We start from the raw sequence: 16,529 nt of genomic DNA on the forward strand, positions 1-16,529 counted from the left end.
AGGGAGTGATACCGCTCACCGAGGCACCACCCGCGCCGTTCCCCTTCCCGCCCTCCTTCCCGTCCTCCCTGCTCGCCGGGTCCCGTGAGGGCCTGGCCGAGGTCTCCGCGGCGCTGGCCGGCGCGGTCGGCGCCGTGCTGAACGCCCGTCGCCCGTCCGGACCGATCCCGGCCGGCACGCCCTCGGACGTCCTCGCGGCGGCGGCCGGGACACTGGGGCCGGCCCGGCTCCCCGCCGAGGGACTCGGCGCCGAAGCCGCGCTCCGCCTGCTGGCCACCGTGCTCGTCGAACACGGCATCGACCTGACACACCCCCGGGCCGCCGCCCACCTGCAGCCGCCCCCGCTGGCGGTCGCCGTCGCCGCCGACACCCTGGCGAGCGCGGCCAACGCCTCGCTGGACACGTACGACTCCGGCCCGTCGGCCATCGCCGTCGAGCGCTGGCTCATCGGCGTACTGACCCGCCTCGCGGGACTGGGGGAGCGTGCCGACGGCGTCCTCACCCCCGGCGGCTCGCTGTCCAACCTGCTGGGCCTGCTGCTGGCCAGGGACGCCGCCGCCCTGCGGCTGGGCGTCGACGCCCGGGAGGACGGGGTGGCGGCCCTGCCCGGCCCGGTCGTGTTCTGCTCGGAACTCGCCCACTTCTCGGTGCAACGGGCCTGCGCCGCCCTCGGGCTGGGCGAGCGGGCCGTGCACCTCGTACCCACCGACGAGCGGTGGCGGATGCGGCCGGCCGCGCTGGCCGCCGCCCTGGACGGGCTCGGCCCCGGCCGGACGCCGCTCGCGGTCGTCGCCACCGCCGGCACCACGGACTTCGGCTCCGTCGACCCGCTCCCGGAGCTCGCCGAGATCGCCGCGGGGCACGGCATCTGGATGCACGTGGACGCCGCGTACGGATTCGGCGCACTGTTCTCCGAGCGGCTGGCCGACCGACTGGCCGGACTGGAACTGGCCGACTCCGTCACCGTCGACCTCCACAAGATCGGCTGGCAGCCCGCCGCCACCAGTGTGCTGCTCGTGTCCGACCCGACCGCCTTCACCGCCCTCGACCGGGAGGTCGCCTACCTCAATCCGGCCGACGACTCCGAAGCCGGATACGACGGTTTGCTCGGCCGCAGTCTGCAGACCACCCGGCGCCCCGACGCCGTGAAGGCCGCCGCCACCCTGCTGGCCTACGGCCGCACCGGAATGGGCCGCATGGTCGACGTCTGCCACGGTCTCGCCCGGCACGCCGAGCGCCGCATCCTCGACGAACCGGAACTGGAACTCGTCTCGCCCGCCGAACTGACCACCGTGGTCTTCCGCTACCGGGGCGCCGACCCCGACCCCGACGCCACCGACCGCCTCAACGGCGCCCTGCGCAGGCGGCTCCTGGAAACGGGCAGCGCCCTCATCGGGCGTACCGAGGTCCGCACCGCCGGACCGGGCTCCCCGGCGCGGGTGTGCCTCAAGTTCACCCTGCTCAACCCCACCGCCACCGCGGACGACATCGACGGCCTCGTGGACATCGTCCTCGACGCCGGCCGCACCTGTGAACGACTCGTAGAGGAGAGCGCCGCATGAGCACGACCGCCGCGGCTTCCACCCCCGCCCCCGCACCCACCCCCGCCCCCTCCCCGGCCGCCCCCGCCGATCCGTTGCACGGACCCGACGCCCGCGGCGCCGCCGAACACGCGCACGTCGAGGCCCTGTTGCGCTGCTGGCTGCTGGAGACCGGCACACCGGTCACCCCCGGCCCGCTGCGGATCGAACTCCCCACCTCCGGACTGGCGCTCGTCACCGAGGTCACCCACCGCTCGCCGACCGGCTGGCACCGCTTCGCCCCCGTCCGCCTGGAGGGACCCGGCGGACCGCTCGGCGCGAGCGCCGACCCCGTCACCGCCGTCGCCCTGCTCTCCACCGAGGCGGCCGTACGCGGCGGAACCCGCCCCGGCGGCGTCCCGGCCGGCGAGGTCGCCGACCTGGTGGAGCGCACCGCCGAGTCCGTACGCCGCGTCGCCTCCTTCATCTCCGACCGGCGCGCGCACCCGCGGCCACCCGCCGGGGTGGACGGCTTCCTCGACTCCGAACAAGCCCTGCTGCTCGGCCACTTGAACCACCCGGCGCCCAAGAGCCGCGACGGCATCTCGGACAACGACGCGGCCGCCTTCTCGCCCGAGCTGCGCGGCTCCTTCCGGCTGCACTGGTTCGCCGCGGACGAGTCGGTGGTCTCGCACGACGCGGTGGACAAGGCGCCCTCCCTCGCCGGACAGGACACGGTCGCCCTCCTCGCCGATCTCGCCGGACGCCGCCTGGACGACGGCCGGGTCCTCGTTCCCGCACACCCGTGGCAGGCCCGCGACCTGCTGCACCGCCCGCGCACCGCCGCCCTGATCGCCTCCGGCGCGCTCGAACCGCTCGGCGAACTGGGCCCCGCATGGTGGCCGACCTCCAGCGTGCGCACGGTGTACCGGCCGGACGCCGACGTCATGCTCAAGCTCTCGCTCGGCCTGCGCCTGACCAACTCCCGCCGCGAGTCCACCCGTACGGAGCTGCGCCGCGGCCTGGAGATCAACCGGCTCCTCGACGCCGGGTACGCGGACAGCACCCTCCACGCCCACCCCGGATTCGCCATCACCCGGGACCCCGCCTGGCTCGCGGTGGACGAGCCGGGCCGCCCGGACGGACCCGAGGTCACCGGCCTCGACGTCGCCGTACGCGAAGTGCCCCGCGACATCGCCGACCTGCGCTGCCTGGTGGGCCTGGTCGCACCCCGCCCCGGGCTGGGCCGCAGCAGGCTGGGCGAGCTGGTGTCCGGCCTCGGCGCCGGGGCCGCCGAGCGGTGGACCGCCGACTACACCGACAAGGTGCTGGTCCCCATGCTGCACCTGTACGCCGCCACCGGGATCGGTCTGGAGGCCCACCAGCAGAACACCCTCGTCAGGCTGGACGGCCGGGGCCGGGTGACCGGCGGCACGTTCCGCGACAACCAGGGCTACTACCTGGCCGCCTCGTACCTGCCCGGTCTGCTGGGGCGGCTCGGCGCCGGCTCCTCCACCCTGGCCGTGGTCGACGACGCCCTCGTCGACGACCGGCTGTCGTACTACCTGCTGCGCAACCAGGCCCTGTCGGTCATCGGCTGCCTCGCCGTCGACGGCCTCGCGGACGAGCGCGAGCTGCTCGCCGTACTCGCCGACCGGCTGCGCGCCGCGCTGCCCGCCCTCGCCGCGGCCGGACCCGACGGCGACCGCCTCGCCCGCCGCTGGCTGGAGGCCGCCACCCTGCCCTGCAAGGGCAACCTGCTCACCCGGCTGCACGGAATCGACGAGGTGCTCGCCCCCCTCGACGCCCAGTCCGTGTACCTCGACGCCCCCAACCCCCTCCAGGAGGCCACGGCATGACCTCGGCACAGCCGTTACACCAGGACGACGACCGGCTCGCCGCCGGCGCCACCGTCCCCGGCCCGCCGATCCCGCTCCTGGGCGGCCCCTGGTCGGCACGGGTGGCGCAGGCCCACGGAGCCGACCTGGACCTCGTGCACGGCTGGATGCAGTCACCGCACATCGACGCCTTCTGGCACCAGGCATGGCCTCGCGAACGCTGGGCGGAGGAGATTGCCGGACACCTCGCCGACGACGCCATCCTGCCCGTCCTGATCGGCCACGACGGACAGCCGTTCGCGTACATCGAGGTCTACCGGGTGACACGGGACCGCCTCGCCGGCCACTACCCGCACCTGCCCCACGACCTGGGCCTGCACATCGCCATCGGCGAGGCGAGCCGCACCGGACGCGGCCTGGGCCGGACCCTGCTGCGGGTGCTCGCCGAGGGCCTGCTCACCGCCGACCCCGCGTGCACGCGGGTGGTGGCCGAGCCGGACGTGGACAACGCCCCCTCGCTCAAGGCGTTCGCCGCGGCCGGGTTCCGCCACGCCGGGGAGTTCGTCCTCCCCGACAAGACCGCCGCCCTGCTCGTGCACCCGCGCCGGGAGGAGGACATGCCCCGATGAACGGACCCACCAGCGAGCACGACGTGGTGGCCGTCGGCTGCGGCCCCTTCAACCTCGGGCTCGCCGCACTCGCCTCGACCGTGGACGGCCTGGACCTGGTCGTACTGGAGGAGCAGCCCGAGCTCACCTGGCACCGCGGGATGATGTTCGGCGACGCCTCGATGCAGGTGAACTTCCTCGCCGACCTCGTCACCCTCGTCGCGCCCGGCCATCCGCTGTCGTTCCTCACGTACCTCCACGACATGGACCGGCTCTACACCTTCACGGTGCGCGAGAACTTCTTCCCCTCCCGCCGGGAGTACGAGGACTACCTGCGCTGGGCGGCGGCGCGACTTCCCGCGGTGCGCTTCTCGCACCGCGTCCTGGAAGTCCACTGGGACGCCGCCGCCGAGGCCTTCACCGTGCACGCCGTGCGCGGCGACGGCACGCGCCTGCGGATGCGGGCCCGCAACCTCGTCCTGGGCATCGGCACGGCCCCGTACGTACCGGACGCCCTGGCGGGCCTGCCCCCGTCCCGGCTGCTGCACACCGCCGACTACCTGTACCGGGCGTCCGAGGTGGACGCCGCCGCGAAGGTCACGGTGATCGGCTCGGGCCAGTCCGGGGCCGAGGTCACGGCCGACCTGCTGGGCCGCAACCTCGCGGGCGGACCGGCGGTGAGCTGGCTGACGCGCACCTCCTCGTTCGCCCCGCTGGACTACACCAAGATGGTCCTGGAGATGACCACCCCGGCGTACATGCAGTACTTCCACTCCCTGCCGGAGGAGGTACGCGACCGGCTGACCCGCGAGCAGTGGCAGTTCTACAAGGGGATCTCCACCGACACCCTCGAAGAGATCCACGAACTGCTCTACCGCCGCCAGCTGGAGCACGGTCTGGCCGAGGTCGAGCTGCGCTTCGGCATCACGGTCGAGTCGGCCGCCACGGATCCGGCGGGGCGGGCGGTGCTGACCTGCCGGCACCGCGACACGGGCCGGGCCTTCGAACACACCACCGACCTGGTGGTGGCCGCGACCGGCTACCGCAACCGCCCGCCCGCGTTCCTGACACCGATCGAGGACCTGCTGGTACGGGACGCACGCGGGCGCCACCGGGTACGCCTGGACCACTCCGTCGAGCTCGCGGACGGGGTGACCGGCCGCGTCTTCGTGGCCAACGCCGAAACCCACAGCCACGGCGTCTCCTCGCCCAACCTGGACATCGGCGCGGTGCGCAACGCCACGATCCTGAACGCGGTCACGGGCCGGGAGGCCTACCGGCTGCCGAAACGGAGCGCGTTCACGACGTTCGAGGCCCCGCGCCGGACGCTCCGGGCAGGGCCGGACACGGCGTCCGGCGCGAGCTGATCAGCCGATCGGCGTCCGGGCCTCCGCGCGCACCTTGAGGGTGGTCTCCGCGACCTTCGCCAGGTCGACGGACGCGGGGGCCTGGCTCGCGCTCTCCGGGGTGATGACACCGACCGCGGCGCCCGTGTTCTCGTCCGCCCAGGCGCACATGGGCACGGTGGTCCTGGCCCCGTCCTCCGTCGTGGTCAGCACCTGGCAGGAGAGCGTGATGCCCGATCCGGCCGGAGTGATGTCCTTGGCGGGGACGGCCATGGACGCGCCCTCGGCGTCCGCGGCGCCGGACAGCATCTTCCTGCGGGCACTCGCGGGGTCCTTGAACTGGCCGTACATCCCCGAGATGACGAGGACGCCCATGCCCTTCGGACTGTCCGCGGTGTACTGGCCGACCGCCGGCTCCGGGTTGCGGATCTTCGGGTCGTAACCGCCCTTCACCGCTTCCTTGCCCTGGGTCTGCGACAGGTCCTGGGCCAGCTCGTACTCGCCGTTCAGCAGGGTCTTCGGCACGGTGAGCTTGTACTCCGCCTTCGGGAAGCCTGCTCCGCTCGCCACGGCTCCGGCCTCCGACAGCCGGTTCACCGCGAAGCCGGCGACACCGAGCCCCGCCAGCACGGCGATGACGATCCCGATCACCATGCCGGTCCGGTCCTTGCGCGGCGGCGGTCCCACCGGCGGGTAGCCCCACGGTCCTTGACCGGCGTACGGCGGCTGGTGCGGCTGGTGCGGGTGATGCGGAGGGGGCGGGCTCCCGTACGGGCCGGGGGAGTGCTGGGGCGGCGGCATGCTCATGACCGAACGTTACTTCACCCGGGGAGCCGCACTCCCCGTACCGCCCACGCGCGGGCCGTGAGCGGGACCGATCCGTCCGGCCGTACCGGCAGGGACGCGCGGAGTCCCGCGCGCAGCCGGCCCCGCCCGGGCGGGTCGAGGGAGGCGACGTAACCGGGAGCCGGGCCCTGGCCGGCCAGGAACGGCTCCCACAGGTCCGCGAAGTCGGCGAAGACGGTGGCCACTTCGATCGCGGCGAGGTCCACGTCCACCAGCCCCGCCCGAGTCCACAGCGCGCGCAGCGGCCCGGGCCGGCACACGGGGAACCGGCGGCCCTCGTGCAGCGGGGCGGCCGACGCGTCCACGCCCACGGCCGCGTCCCAGAAGTACCGCAGGAGGTCCATGCCCTCGGCGTAGTCCCACACGTAGGCGGCGACCAGCCCGCCGGGCCGCACCACCCGTACCGCCTCGGCGACGGCCGCCTCCGGAGCGGGCAGGAAGTTGAGCACCAGTCCGCTGACGACGGCATCGCAGACCGCGTCGGCGAACGGCAGCGCCTGCGCGTCGGCCACCACGCAGGGTGCGCCGGTGGCCCGGCGCGCCGAGGCCGCGAAGGCGGGGGAGCGCTCCAACCCCACCACCGTACGGGGCCGGGCGTGGGCGGTCAGCGCGCTGGTCAGGGCCCCGGTGCCGCAGCCCGCGTCCAGCCACCGCCCACCGGCTCCCCAGCGGAGCCACGCCACGAACCGCTCGGCCACCGGGTGGCTCCAGCGGCCCATGTAGCGCTCGTAGGCATCCCCGGCGGCCCAGGTGTCGAAGCGGCCTTCGAATCGGTCCTCGGTCATGTGCCCACGATCCCCGACCCGGGCCCCCGGCGCCGCATCGGACGCGCCCGCACGCGGCGGCCACCGCTCCGGACGTCCGGAGCGGTGGCCGACGGTGTGCGTCAGTTGACGTTGACGGCCTTCCAGGCGGCCGCCACCTGCTGGTACTCGGCGCCGGTCGAACCGTACAGGTCGGCCGTCGCCTGCAGGGTCGCGGTCCGCGCCCCCGCGTAGTTGGTGGTGGACGTCATGTAGGTCGAGAGCGCCTTGTACCAGATCTTGTAGGCCTTGGTCCGGCCGATGCCGGTGACCGTCGAGCCGTCGTACGTGGACGAGTTGTAGGAGACGCCGTTGATCGTCTTCGCGCCGCTGCCCTCGGACAGCAGGTAGAAGAAGTGGTTGGCGACGCCCGAGGAGTTGTGCACGTCGAGCCGGCCCACGTTCTTGGACCAGTAGTCGGCCGAGGCGCCGTCCTTGCTGGGCTTGTCCATGTAGCGCAGCGGCGTGCCGTCGCCGCGGATGTCGATCTTCTCGCCGATGAGGTAGTCGCCGACGTCGGTGGAGTTGGCGGCGAAGAACTCCACCGAGGTGCCGAAGATGTCGCTGGTGGCCTCGTTGAGCCCGCCCGACTCGCGGCTGTAGTTCAGCTTGGCCGTGGCGGCGGTCAGACCGTGGCTCATCTCGTGGCCGGCGACGTCCAGGGACGTGAGCGGCTTCTGGTTGGCGGCGCCGTCGCCGTAGGTCATGCAGAAGCAGCTGTCGGACCAGAAGGCGTTGACGTAGGCGTTGCCGTAGTGGACGCGGGAGTAGGCGGCCTTGCCGTCTCCGGCGATCCCGTTGCGGCCGAACTCGGACTTGTAGAAGTCCCAGGTCACGGCAGCGCCGTAGTGGGCGTCGACAGCGGCTGTCTGACGGTTCGAGGGCAGTCCGTCGCCCCACTTGTCGTCGGCGTCGGTGAAGAGGCTGCCGGTGCCGGTGGTGCCGCCGTTCAGGTCGTAGGTCTTGTGGCCGCCGCGACCGCCGTCGGTCAGGTTGTACGCCGACCCGCTCTGCGTGGTGCCCAGCGTGACGGTGCCGGAGTACCCGCTCGTACCGGTGCCGGTGTCGATGGCCTCGTACGCGTACAGCTCGGCGCCCGTGGCGGCGTCCGTGATGACGTGGCGCTCGCTGGGCGTGCCGTCGTGCTGGGTGCCGGTGACGACGGCCTCGTAGGCGAAGACCGGCTTGCCGCTCGCGGCCCACACGACCTGGCGGGCACCGGCGGGGGCGGCCTTCAGCGAGGCGCGGGCGGCGGCCGGGGCTATTCGGGCCTCGACGCCCTTGGTGGTCTTGCGGCTGCCGTCCTTCTTCTGGTGGACCACCAGGTCGCCGCCGAGGACCGGCATTCCGGCGTAGGTGCGCTCGTAGCGCGTGTGCACCGTACCGTCGGCGTCCTTGATCACATCGCGGGCCACGAGGCGCTCCTCGTCGGCCAGGCCGATGGCCCGCGCGGTGTCCGCCGCCGTGTCCTGGGCGGCGCTGATCGCCTGGGCGCGCGCGTCGGCGGTCAGGGCGAGAGCGGTGGCTCCCGCCTCCCGCTCGGCCGACGCGTTGGCGGAGCCGCTCTGGACGGAGATGGCGACCATGGCCGCCGAGGCGACGACGGCGGCGGCGCGCAGCGCTCGGGTGCGGCTGCGGGAGGTGCGGGATGAGGCCGTGGGGAGGATCACTCGTGCTCCTTCAATTGCCGTGGGGGGTCAGGCAATTGACCTTGCCAGGAAGGAGCGTCCGATTGACAGGTATGCAACAAGGATTTGACCAGCTGTTGTCCGGAGAGGGAGGAGCGATGTTCGCTCAGCGACCAAAAACGGAACATTCCGCTTCCCCGGACGCGGTGGTGTGCCACGTCCGGGGAAGCGGCCGGGTGTTACCGGATGCCGGGGATCTGACGGGCCTTGAACGCGGCGCGCACGGCGTCGGCGGTGCCCGTGCCGTACATGCGCTGCGCGGTGGCGATGGTCGTCAGTGCCGCGTCCTGGAAGGAGGTGTCGGGCGCGAACCCGAACTGCGCGTTGACGATGACGCGGTCGGCCGTCCGGGCGCCCAGGGCCCCGCGGATGTCGAAGAGGGCACGGGACCAGATCTCGCCGTCCGCGTGCACCTCGCCCTCCAGGTCGCCGTAGACCTTGTTCCCGTCGATGCGGCGCAGGCAGTGCGGGGCGGCGCTGTAGGCGATCGAGTCCCAGTCGGCGACGCAGGCCAGGTCGGCCCGCTGCGGCCAGCCGTACGCGGCGGCCGCGTGCGACCCGACCGCCACGGCCAGGTAGTCGCCGAAGGCCTCGCCTATCGCACCGGCTTCGGGGGAGGTGCCGAAGCCGGGGACCTGCGCGTTGTGCACGGCGTGGCCGTACTCGTGGACGATGACCTCGGCGTCCTCGGCATCGTCGACCCCGCCCTTGCCGAAGCGGATCTCGGACTTCTTGTCGGTGAAGAAGGAGTTGTCGGCCCCCCACTGGTTGATGCGGACCGGCTGGGCCCGGTCGTTGGCCCCGGGCAGTTCGGTCCCGAAGCCCAGCCCCTGCAGGTACTCCTGGGCCTCGTTGACCCAGAAGTAGGCCATGACCTGCTCGAACTGGTCGTCGGTGCGGTCGTAGCCGCCGGCGTCCGCGGGGTTCGCCGAGGCGCCGGTGTCCGATCTGACGTACGCCCACTTCCCCGACAGCCGGCCGCTCGCGTCGAGGTTGCGCAGGGCGGCGGTGGTGTAGGCCGAGGCGGGCACGGCGGCGGCGGAGTCCTTGGCGTCGGTGAGGGTCTGATCCCCCGAGGACTGGACGGGGTTGACCATGAAGACGCGGGCCTGGGGCAGCGGCGCGGCGGCGGCCGTCCCGGACGCCGTGGCCGGTCCGGCCAGGCTGGTCAGGGTGGCCAGCGCCAGGGTGGCGGTGGCCGCGGCGGTGAGGCCGCGGGGTGTGCGGCGAGGCATGGACATCCTCCTGTGACGGGATGTGGTGCGGGTGAGGCGTGATCCTCGCGCACCCCGGCCCGCGTGCGCCAGATCCATGTACCGGGCAGTTCGCCACCAGTCGCCCTATCCGGTCACACCCGATCTCCCGCGCCGCCCCCCGCACTCGCCCGCGCGGGCGCCGCCCTCTCACTCGGCGGAGAGGCGGCCGCTGAGCCACTCCAGGCTGGGCGGGATCTCCCGGCCCCAGGTGACGAAGTTGTGGCCGCCGTGGTCGAGGGTGATCGACGAGACGCGCGCGGGCGCCTTCACCTTCTCGATGAACTTCTGCGTCGGCTGGTAGTTCTCCTCGCCCTGCAGGGACGTGGAGACCAGGAAGGAGGAGTTGCCCTGCGGCAGATGGTCCAGGCTCCACAGGAGATCGGCCCGCTTCTCAGCGTCCTTGTCGCCGTGGAACAGGTCGCCGGAGTACTTGTCCAGCTCCGGCTTGTAGTCCGCCGACAGGCCCACACCGGCCGCGTAGCTCTCCGGATGCTCCAGCGCGACCTTCAGCGCGCAGTAGCCGCCGGTGGAATCGCCCATGATGCCCCAGCCGCGGGGCGAGGCGGCGATCCGGTAGGTGCCGGACAGCGCCTGCGGCAGGTCGGTGGCGAAGAAGGTCTCACTGGCGGGTCCGCCCGGGACGTCCACGCACTGGGTGTTGCGCGTCGGCTCGACCGTGGGCCGCATCATGACCAGGATCATCGGCTGCATCTTCTTCTGCTTGGCCTGCGTCCACGCGGTCTTCGGGTACGGGAGCTTCTCCAGCAGGTTCTCCGCCATCCCGGGGAATCCCGTCAGCACGACGGTGGCGGGGAACGTCCGCTTCTCGTTCCCCTTCTGGAAGTACTCCGGCGGCAGGTACACGTAGGCGGGGGTGGCGACCTTGGACAGCCGGCCCTGCACCATCACCTTCTCGATCTCACCGCTCAACCGGGGTGCCCCGTTGCCGGGGACCTTCGGCCGCTGCCTGCCGAGCACCTTCACGACCGAATCGCCCGAGTCCTGGGAGAGGAGCGCCGGCGCGCTCTTCCGGCCCAACAGCTCGGACCACGACCCGTAGAGCAGGAAGCTCCGGTTCGCGGTCAGGCCGACCGAGGCGAACAGCAGGACCTGCACGGTGAGGATCAGTCCGATCCGGCCCAGGACCGCGCGCCCGCTCCGCCGCGCCAGCCGGGGCCACAGCCACACCGTGGCGGCGAACACCAGTGCCGTGCAGAGCACGGCGGAGACAAGGAGCGTGGCACTGGTCAGACTCATGGATCAGGAGGACTCTCTGTCACGTCTCGGCCCGGACGGTGCACCGGGGCGGCACCGCCCTTGGGTGCGCATCCGGATAGAGCGCCCCACGATGCGATCCGTTGCCCGACGGGCCGTTCGACTTTCGGACGTTCGGCCGTCAGGACAGCGTACGGACGCGCTGGTCGCGCAGCTCGTAGCGGGCGGCCACCACGGCCAGTTCGCCGGCGGCCACCTTCCCGGCGAGGTCCGGCTCGGCCGCCAGCCGGCGGCTGACGCGCCGTACGTGCGCGTTCACCGTGGCGTCCACGCGGGCCTCGCCGTGCTGGCCGTGGTCGATGGACGGCCGTATCTGGTCGGCCAGGTACTGGATGTGGGCGGGGAGCGGCTCACCGGTCTCGTCGGCGTGGACCGCCGCCGCCACGGCTCCGCACGACTGGTGGGCCAGGACGAGGACCAGCGGTATGCGCAGTTCGAGGACCCCGTACGCGATGCTCCCCAGCACCGCCTCGTCGAGCACCTCACCTGCGGACCGTACGGTCATCAGATCGCCCAGGCCCTGGTCGAAGACCAGCTCCGGGGGCACCCGCGAATCGATGCAGCCGAGCACGACCGCGAAGGGATGCTGTCCCTGGACGAGCCGGCGGCGCAGGGCCGCGGACTCGTGCGGGTGCTCCTGGTCCCCGGTCCGCCAGCGCTCGTTCCCGGCCGCCAGCCGGCGCAGTGCCTGCGCGGGAGTGACCGGGCGGTCCGCGGTCTCCGACTCCCGCGGGGCGGCCGAGGCGGGGAAGGCCGGACCGAGGGCCAGGCCCGCTCCGGCGGCCGCCGTACCGGCCACGGCGGTGCGCAGCAGGGCGCGGCGGCTGTGTGGGAAGGCTGCGGGTCTCCGCGTGTTCGAATCCATGGCCGGACCGTAACCCGCCCTATGCGGAAGGAAGTTGACGTGACGGACGCAATGGCGCGATCCACTCGGCAGCAGGCCGGATGGGATCGGGATGATCTCATCATGCGGGCACGGCGGCCCGCGGCGCGGTTCGGCGGGCCCGGCCGGGCAGGCCCGGAGCCTGGTCGTAGGATGAGCGCGTGATCCCCGCACCGCAGCCGACGCGTCGCCGCCCTGCCGGGCCCGGCCGTCTGCTGCTGGTGCTCGCGGTACTGGCCGGTGTGCTGGCCATGCACGGTCTGGGGACCGGCGGGACGACCGCGCGGACGCACACGGCTGCCACCGGTGCGCACGGCATGGTGCTGACCCAGGAAGGGTCCGGGCACCAGGCGGGCGCGGACTGCTCGCACACCGCCGGCGGACAGGGGCACGCGCGTCACGCCGACGCCACCTGCGCCGCCGCCGGGATCGTCACGGCGTACGCGCCGCCCGCGCTCGCGGCCGCCCTCCAGGGCGCGTCCCCGGCCGCGGCACCCGCCACCCGCGCGCCGGCATTGGCCGGGAGCGGGCGCGCGCCGCCCGACCTGGCGGAACTGCAACTCCTGCGGATCTAGAGCGGCCCGCACGGCACCCGCACGGGCTGCCGCGCTCCGCCATGTCCTCACGCACCCAGGAGTCGCATCACCATGAACAAGAACCGTTCCCTGTCCCGCCGTACCGCGATCCGCCGGGCCACCGCGGTCGTGGCCGCCGGTGCCGCCTCGTTCGTCCTCGCCGCCTGCGGCTCGGGCGACGACGCGGCCCCCGCCGCGACGAAGTCGCCGTCCGCCTCGTCGTCCGCCGGGCAGGGGCAGCACAACGCCGCCGACGTCGCCTTCGCCAAGGGGATGATCCCCCACCACCGCCAGGCCGTGGAGATGGCGGACCTCGCCGCCTCCCGGGCCGAGTCGGCCGAGGTGAAGCAGCTCGCCGCGGAGATCAAGAAGGCTCAGGACCCGGAGATCAAGACCCTCTCCGGGTGGCTGGCCTCGTGGGGCGAGCAGGCGCCCGCCGAGGGCGCCATGGACCACTCCGGGCACGGCGCGGGCGGCGCGGGCGGCGGGATGATGACCGCCGAGCAGCTGGCCGGGCTGGAGAAGTCCTCCGGCAAGGCGTTCGACACCGCCTTCATGGAGCTCATGATCAAGCACCACGAGGGCGCGGTCGCGATGGCGAAGACGGAGCAGGGCCGAGGCGCCTTCCCCGAGGCCAAGACGATGGCCGAGGCCATCATCACCTCGCAGACCGCCGAGATCGCCACGATGAACGGTCTCCTCGGCAAGCACTGACCCGCGGCAGCGGGCGGCGGTCCGTCTAGGCCTCCTCCGACGGAAGGCCCAGCAGGCGGGCCGCCGCCTCGCGCATCTCGATCTTGCGGATCTTCCCGGTGACCGTCATCGGGAACTCCTCCACGACGTGGACGTAGCGCGGGATCTTGAAGTGGGCGAGCCGGCCCTCGCAGTACGCCCGTACACCGTCGGCCGTCAGCGGCTCGGCGCCCTCGCGCATCCGCACCCATGCCATCAGCTCCTCCCCGTACTTCGGGTCGGGTACGCCGATGACCTGGACGTCCAGGATGTCCGGGTGGGTGTGGAGGAACTCCTCGATCTCCCGCGGGTAGAGGTTTTCGCCGCCGCGGATGACCATGTCCTTGATGCGGCCGGTGATGCTCAGGTAGCCGTCCCCGTCCATGACCGCCAGGTCGCCCGTGTGCATCCAGCGGGCCGCGTCGACGGCCTCGGCGGTGCGCTCCGGCTCGCCCCAGTAGCCGAGCATCACCGAGTAGCCGCGGGTGCACAGCTCGCCCGGCTCCCCGCGCGGCACCGTACGCCCGGACTGCGGATCGACGACCTTCACCTCCAGGTACGGCCCGACCCGGCCCACGGTCGACACCCGGCGCTCGACGGAGTCGTCCGCGCGGGTCTGCGTCGACACCGGAGAGGTCTCCGTCATCCCGTAGCAGATGGACACCTCGGACATGCCCATCCGGTCGATGACCTCCTTCATCACCTCGACCGGGCAGGGCGAGCCCGCCATGATCCCCGTCCGCAGGCTGGACAGGTCGTACGAAGCGAAGCCGGGGTCGGCGAGCTCGGCGATGAACATGGTGGGGACCCCGTACAGCGAGGTGCACGACTCCGCCTCGACCGCGGCCAGGGTGGCCGCCGGATCGAACGACGGCGCCGGGATCACCATGGCCGCGCCGTGGCTCGTACACGCGAGGTTGCCCATCACCATGCCGAAGCAGTGGTAGAAGGGCACCGGGATGCAGACCCGGTCCTGCTCGGTGTAGTGGCACAACTCGCCCACGAAGAAACCGTTGTTGAGGATGTTGTGGTGCGAGAGGGTCGCGCCCTTGGGGAAGCCCGTGGTCCCCGAGGTGTACTGGATGTTGATCGGGTCGTCCGGGCTGAGCGAGGCCTGCGCCCGGGCGAGGTCGGCGGGGTCGCCCCGGCGGCCGCGCTCCAGCAGGGAGGTCCAGCGGGGGCCCTCCAGCAGGACCGTGAACTCCAGCTCCGGGCAGTGCGGCCGTACCTCCTCGATCATGGCCGCGTAGTCGGAGGTCTTGAAGCGCTCCGCCGCGACCAGCAGCCGGATCCCGGACTGCCGCAGGACGTACTCCAGCTCATGGGAGCGGTAGGCGGGGTTCACGGTGACGAGGACGGCCCCGATCCTGGCGGTGGCGTACTGCACCAGCGTCCACTCGGCACGGTTCGGTGCCCAGATCCCGACCCGGTCCCCCTTGCTGATACCGAGGTCCAGCAGCCCGAGCGCGAGGGCGTCGACGTCGGCCGCCAGCTCCGCGTACGTCCACCGGCGCCCGGCGGCCATGTCGATCAGGGCGTCGCGCCCGGGGAACCGGCGGACGGTGCGGTCCAGGTTCTCGCCGATCGTGTCGCCCAGCAGCGGCACGTCGCAGACACCGGACGCATAACTCGACGCGGAGGACACACACAACTCCTGGACTCGGTGGCGGGGCGCGGGACCCGGCGGGCCGGCGTCCCCTCATGATCCCCGCCGCCCGGTCCGCGGGCTACCCCCCGGACCGGCGGCGGTACGCGGGCACGCTCAGCGCGCGTTGTGCTCGGGCAGGTCCGCGTCGGCCGGGGCGACGGCGAAGCCGCGCGCGCCGGCCCCAGCCGGCCGCTTGCCGCAGAAGGCGGCTTCGAGGGTGCCGCCCAGGGCCGTGTTCGCCGCACCCTTGTTCGAGGTGTTCGCCATGGCGGCGAGGCTGCGGCGGCCGTCGCGGGTGGCGAACGCGTAGGTGTAGAAGCCCTGCACGGTGCCCGTGTGGCCGTACACCGACGTGCCGCACGAGAGGTCGTAGCGGCGCAGCCCCAGCCCGTAGAAGCGGGTTCGGGTGGTGTCGGTCGGGGTCATGGTGAGCATGGCGTCCAGAATCCGGGCGGGAAGCAGCCTGCCGCCCAGCAGCGCGGAGGTGAAGGTGTTCAGATCGGCCGGGTCGGAGATCATCGCCCCGGCCGACTGCGCCCAGGAAACGGTCTGCTCGGTGGAGTCGACCAGCGGCGCGCCCGCCTCGTCGGGGTGGAGGTAGCCGCGCGCGTGCGGTCCGTCGATCCGCGTGCCGGGGTGGACGTACGAGGTGTTGCGCAGGCCCAGCGGCTTGATGATGCGGCGCTCGTACTCCGTGGCCACCGGATGCCCGGTGGCCTTCTCGATGAGCATGCCGACGACGACGAAATTGGTGTTCGAATACGCGTACGCGGCCCCCGGCGCGGTCGTCCTCGGCTCCTTCAGCGAGAGGCCCACGAGCTCGCGGTAGCCGAACACCCTGGTGCGTACGGCCTCGAATCCGGGAACGGTGCGGGCGAACATGGCGTCCGTGTAGTCGGCCAGCCCGCTGCGGTGGCTCAGCAGGTGGCGCACGGTGATCCGGCCGTCGGGCAGCAGACCGGGCAGGTAGTGGTTGACCGGGGCGTCCAGCCGGATCTTGTTCTCGGACACGAGTTGCAGCAGCACCACGGCGGAGAACGTCTTCGTGACGCTGCCGATCCGGAAGCGGGACCCGGCGTCCATGGCCGCGCCCGTGGCCCTGTCGCGTACGCCCACCGCCCTGCTCCGGACGCCGCCGGGGCCGCTGATCCGGGCCATGGCGCCCGGCGCCCCGGCGGCGGTCGTGTTCCGCAGGGCCTGGACCAGAGCCTGCAGGTCGGCGGCGGGCGGGGCGGGCGGGGCGGCCTTCTCGGACCGCGTGACCAGGGTCGCCGCCTCGGCGGCGTGGGCGGCGCTCACCGGGGCCGCGGCGGCCACCACGGCCAGCAGGGCGGCTCCGAGGGCCAGACGTCGGTTCAAAGGCAGGAGCACGTCGTTCCTCGACTCGGTCGGTACCGGATGGGGGAGGGGCGCACACGGCCGGGGGCCGGAGGCGGTCCGACCCTACGGAAGATCGACAGCGGTATCCGCGACCGACGGCGCCGGCGCGGGACGGCACGGGCCGTCGGCGC

Annotated in this window: 14 protein-coding genes; 6 read left to right on the top strand and 8 right to left on the bottom strand. The window is 73.0% G+C overall.

Translation table 11 applies throughout. The features are described 5' to 3' along the window. Window positions 1-5: 5 nt before the first annotated feature. The 4 genes from ACGFYQ_RS11360 to ACGFYQ_RS11375 are packed head-to-tail and all read left to right on the top strand — an operon-like array spanning window position 6 to window position 5,333. A complete protein-coding gene (locus tag ACGFYQ_RS11360; protein WP_393742419.1) occupies window positions 6-1,562 on the top strand; it encodes a pyridoxal phosphate-dependent decarboxylase family protein in 1,557 nt (518 codons plus the stop codon). Beyond that, window positions 1,559-3,379 carry an IucA/IucC family protein gene (locus tag ACGFYQ_RS11365; RefSeq protein WP_393742421.1) on the top strand — a complete coding sequence of 607 codons (1,821 nt, stop codon included), beginning with the start codon at window positions 1,559-1,561 and terminating at the stop codon, window positions 3,377-3,379. The genes ACGFYQ_RS11360 and ACGFYQ_RS11365 overlap by 4 nt, the downstream gene beginning before the upstream one ends. Continuing rightward, window positions 3,376-3,987, top strand: a complete 612-nt coding sequence (locus ACGFYQ_RS11370; protein WP_393742423.1) for a GNAT family N-acetyltransferase — start codon at window positions 3,376-3,378, stop codon at window positions 3,985-3,987. Before ACGFYQ_RS11365 ends, ACGFYQ_RS11370 begins: the two co-directional genes overlap by 4 nt. Next, the gene (locus tag ACGFYQ_RS11375; protein WP_393742425.1) at window positions 3,984-5,333 is read left to right on the top strand and encodes a lysine N(6)-hydroxylase/L-ornithine N(5)-oxygenase family protein; all 1,350 of its coding nucleotides are present in this window, start codon (window positions 3,984-3,986) and stop codon (window positions 5,331-5,333) included. The genes ACGFYQ_RS11370 and ACGFYQ_RS11375 overlap by 4 nt, the downstream gene beginning before the upstream one ends. On the opposite strand, the gene ACGFYQ_RS11380 is transcribed toward ACGFYQ_RS11375, so the two are convergent. The 6 genes from ACGFYQ_RS11380 to ACGFYQ_RS11405 all read right to left on the bottom strand — a co-directional run bounded on the left by ACGFYQ_RS11380 (window position 5,334) and on the right by ACGFYQ_RS11405 (window position 12,045). Then, the gene (locus ACGFYQ_RS11380) at window positions 5,334-6,119 is read right to left on the bottom strand and encodes a hypothetical protein (protein ID WP_393742427.1); all 786 of its coding nucleotides are present in this window, start codon (window positions 6,117-6,119) and stop codon (window positions 5,334-5,336) included. Window positions 6,120-6,133: 14 nt separating this feature from the next. Beyond that, a complete protein-coding gene (locus tag ACGFYQ_RS11385; RefSeq protein ID WP_393742429.1) occupies window positions 6,134-6,943 on the bottom strand; it encodes a class I SAM-dependent methyltransferase in 810 nt (269 codons plus the stop codon). 101 nt (window positions 6,944-7,044) lie between these two features. Continuing rightward, on the bottom strand, window positions 7,045-8,547 hold the full coding sequence (locus ACGFYQ_RS11390; RefSeq protein WP_393743257.1) for a M4 family metallopeptidase: 1,503 nt from the start codon (window positions 8,545-8,547) through the stop codon (window positions 7,045-7,047). Window positions 8,548-8,828: 281 nt separating this feature from the next. Further along, the gene (locus ACGFYQ_RS11395; RefSeq protein WP_393742431.1) at window positions 8,829-9,884 is read right to left on the bottom strand and encodes a M4 family metallopeptidase; all 1,056 of its coding nucleotides are present in this window, start codon (window positions 9,882-9,884) and stop codon (window positions 8,829-8,831) included. 168 nt (window positions 9,885-10,052) lie between these two features. Further along, window positions 10,053-11,162 (bottom strand): alpha/beta hydrolase, encoded by a 1,110-nt coding sequence (locus ACGFYQ_RS11400; RefSeq protein ID WP_393742433.1) that lies wholly within the window; start codon window positions 11,160-11,162, stop codon window positions 10,053-10,055. A 139-nt stretch (window positions 11,163-11,301) separates the two neighbouring features. Next, window positions 11,302-12,045 (bottom strand): carbonic anhydrase, encoded by a 744-nt coding sequence (locus ACGFYQ_RS11405; protein ID WP_393742435.1) that lies wholly within the window; start codon window positions 12,043-12,045, stop codon window positions 11,302-11,304. A 179-nt stretch (window positions 12,046-12,224) separates the two neighbouring features. Here ACGFYQ_RS11405 and ACGFYQ_RS11410 point away from each other — a divergent pair, with 179 nt between their 5' ends. Further along, window positions 12,225-12,638 (top strand): DUF6153 family protein, encoded by a 414-nt coding sequence (locus ACGFYQ_RS11410; protein ID WP_393742437.1) that lies wholly within the window; start codon window positions 12,225-12,227, stop codon window positions 12,636-12,638. Window positions 12,639-12,710: 72 nt separating this feature from the next. Beyond that, entirely contained in the window at window positions 12,711-13,352 is a 642-nt protein-coding gene (locus ACGFYQ_RS11415) for a DUF305 domain-containing protein (RefSeq protein ID WP_393742439.1), read from the top strand. Window positions 13,353-13,377: 25 nt separating this feature from the next. On the opposite strand, the gene ACGFYQ_RS11420 is transcribed toward ACGFYQ_RS11415, so the two are convergent. Both ACGFYQ_RS11420 and ACGFYQ_RS11425 read right to left on the bottom strand, forming a co-directional pair. Then, window positions 13,378-15,015, bottom strand: coding sequence for an AMP-binding protein (locus ACGFYQ_RS11420; protein ID WP_393742441.1), 1,638 nt, complete (start codon window positions 15,013-15,015; stop codon window positions 13,378-13,380). A gap of 117 nt (window positions 15,016-15,132) precedes the next feature. Further along, entirely contained in the window at window positions 15,133-16,389 is a 1,257-nt protein-coding gene (locus tag ACGFYQ_RS11425; protein ID WP_393742443.1) for a serine hydrolase domain-containing protein, read from the bottom strand. Window positions 16,390-16,529: the final 140 nt, after the last annotated feature.

Origin of the sequence: Streptomyces sp. NPDC048258, from assembly GCF_043201995.1 — a bacterium.
Lineage (GTDB): Bacteria > Actinomycetota > Actinomycetes > Streptomycetales > Streptomycetaceae > Streptomyces.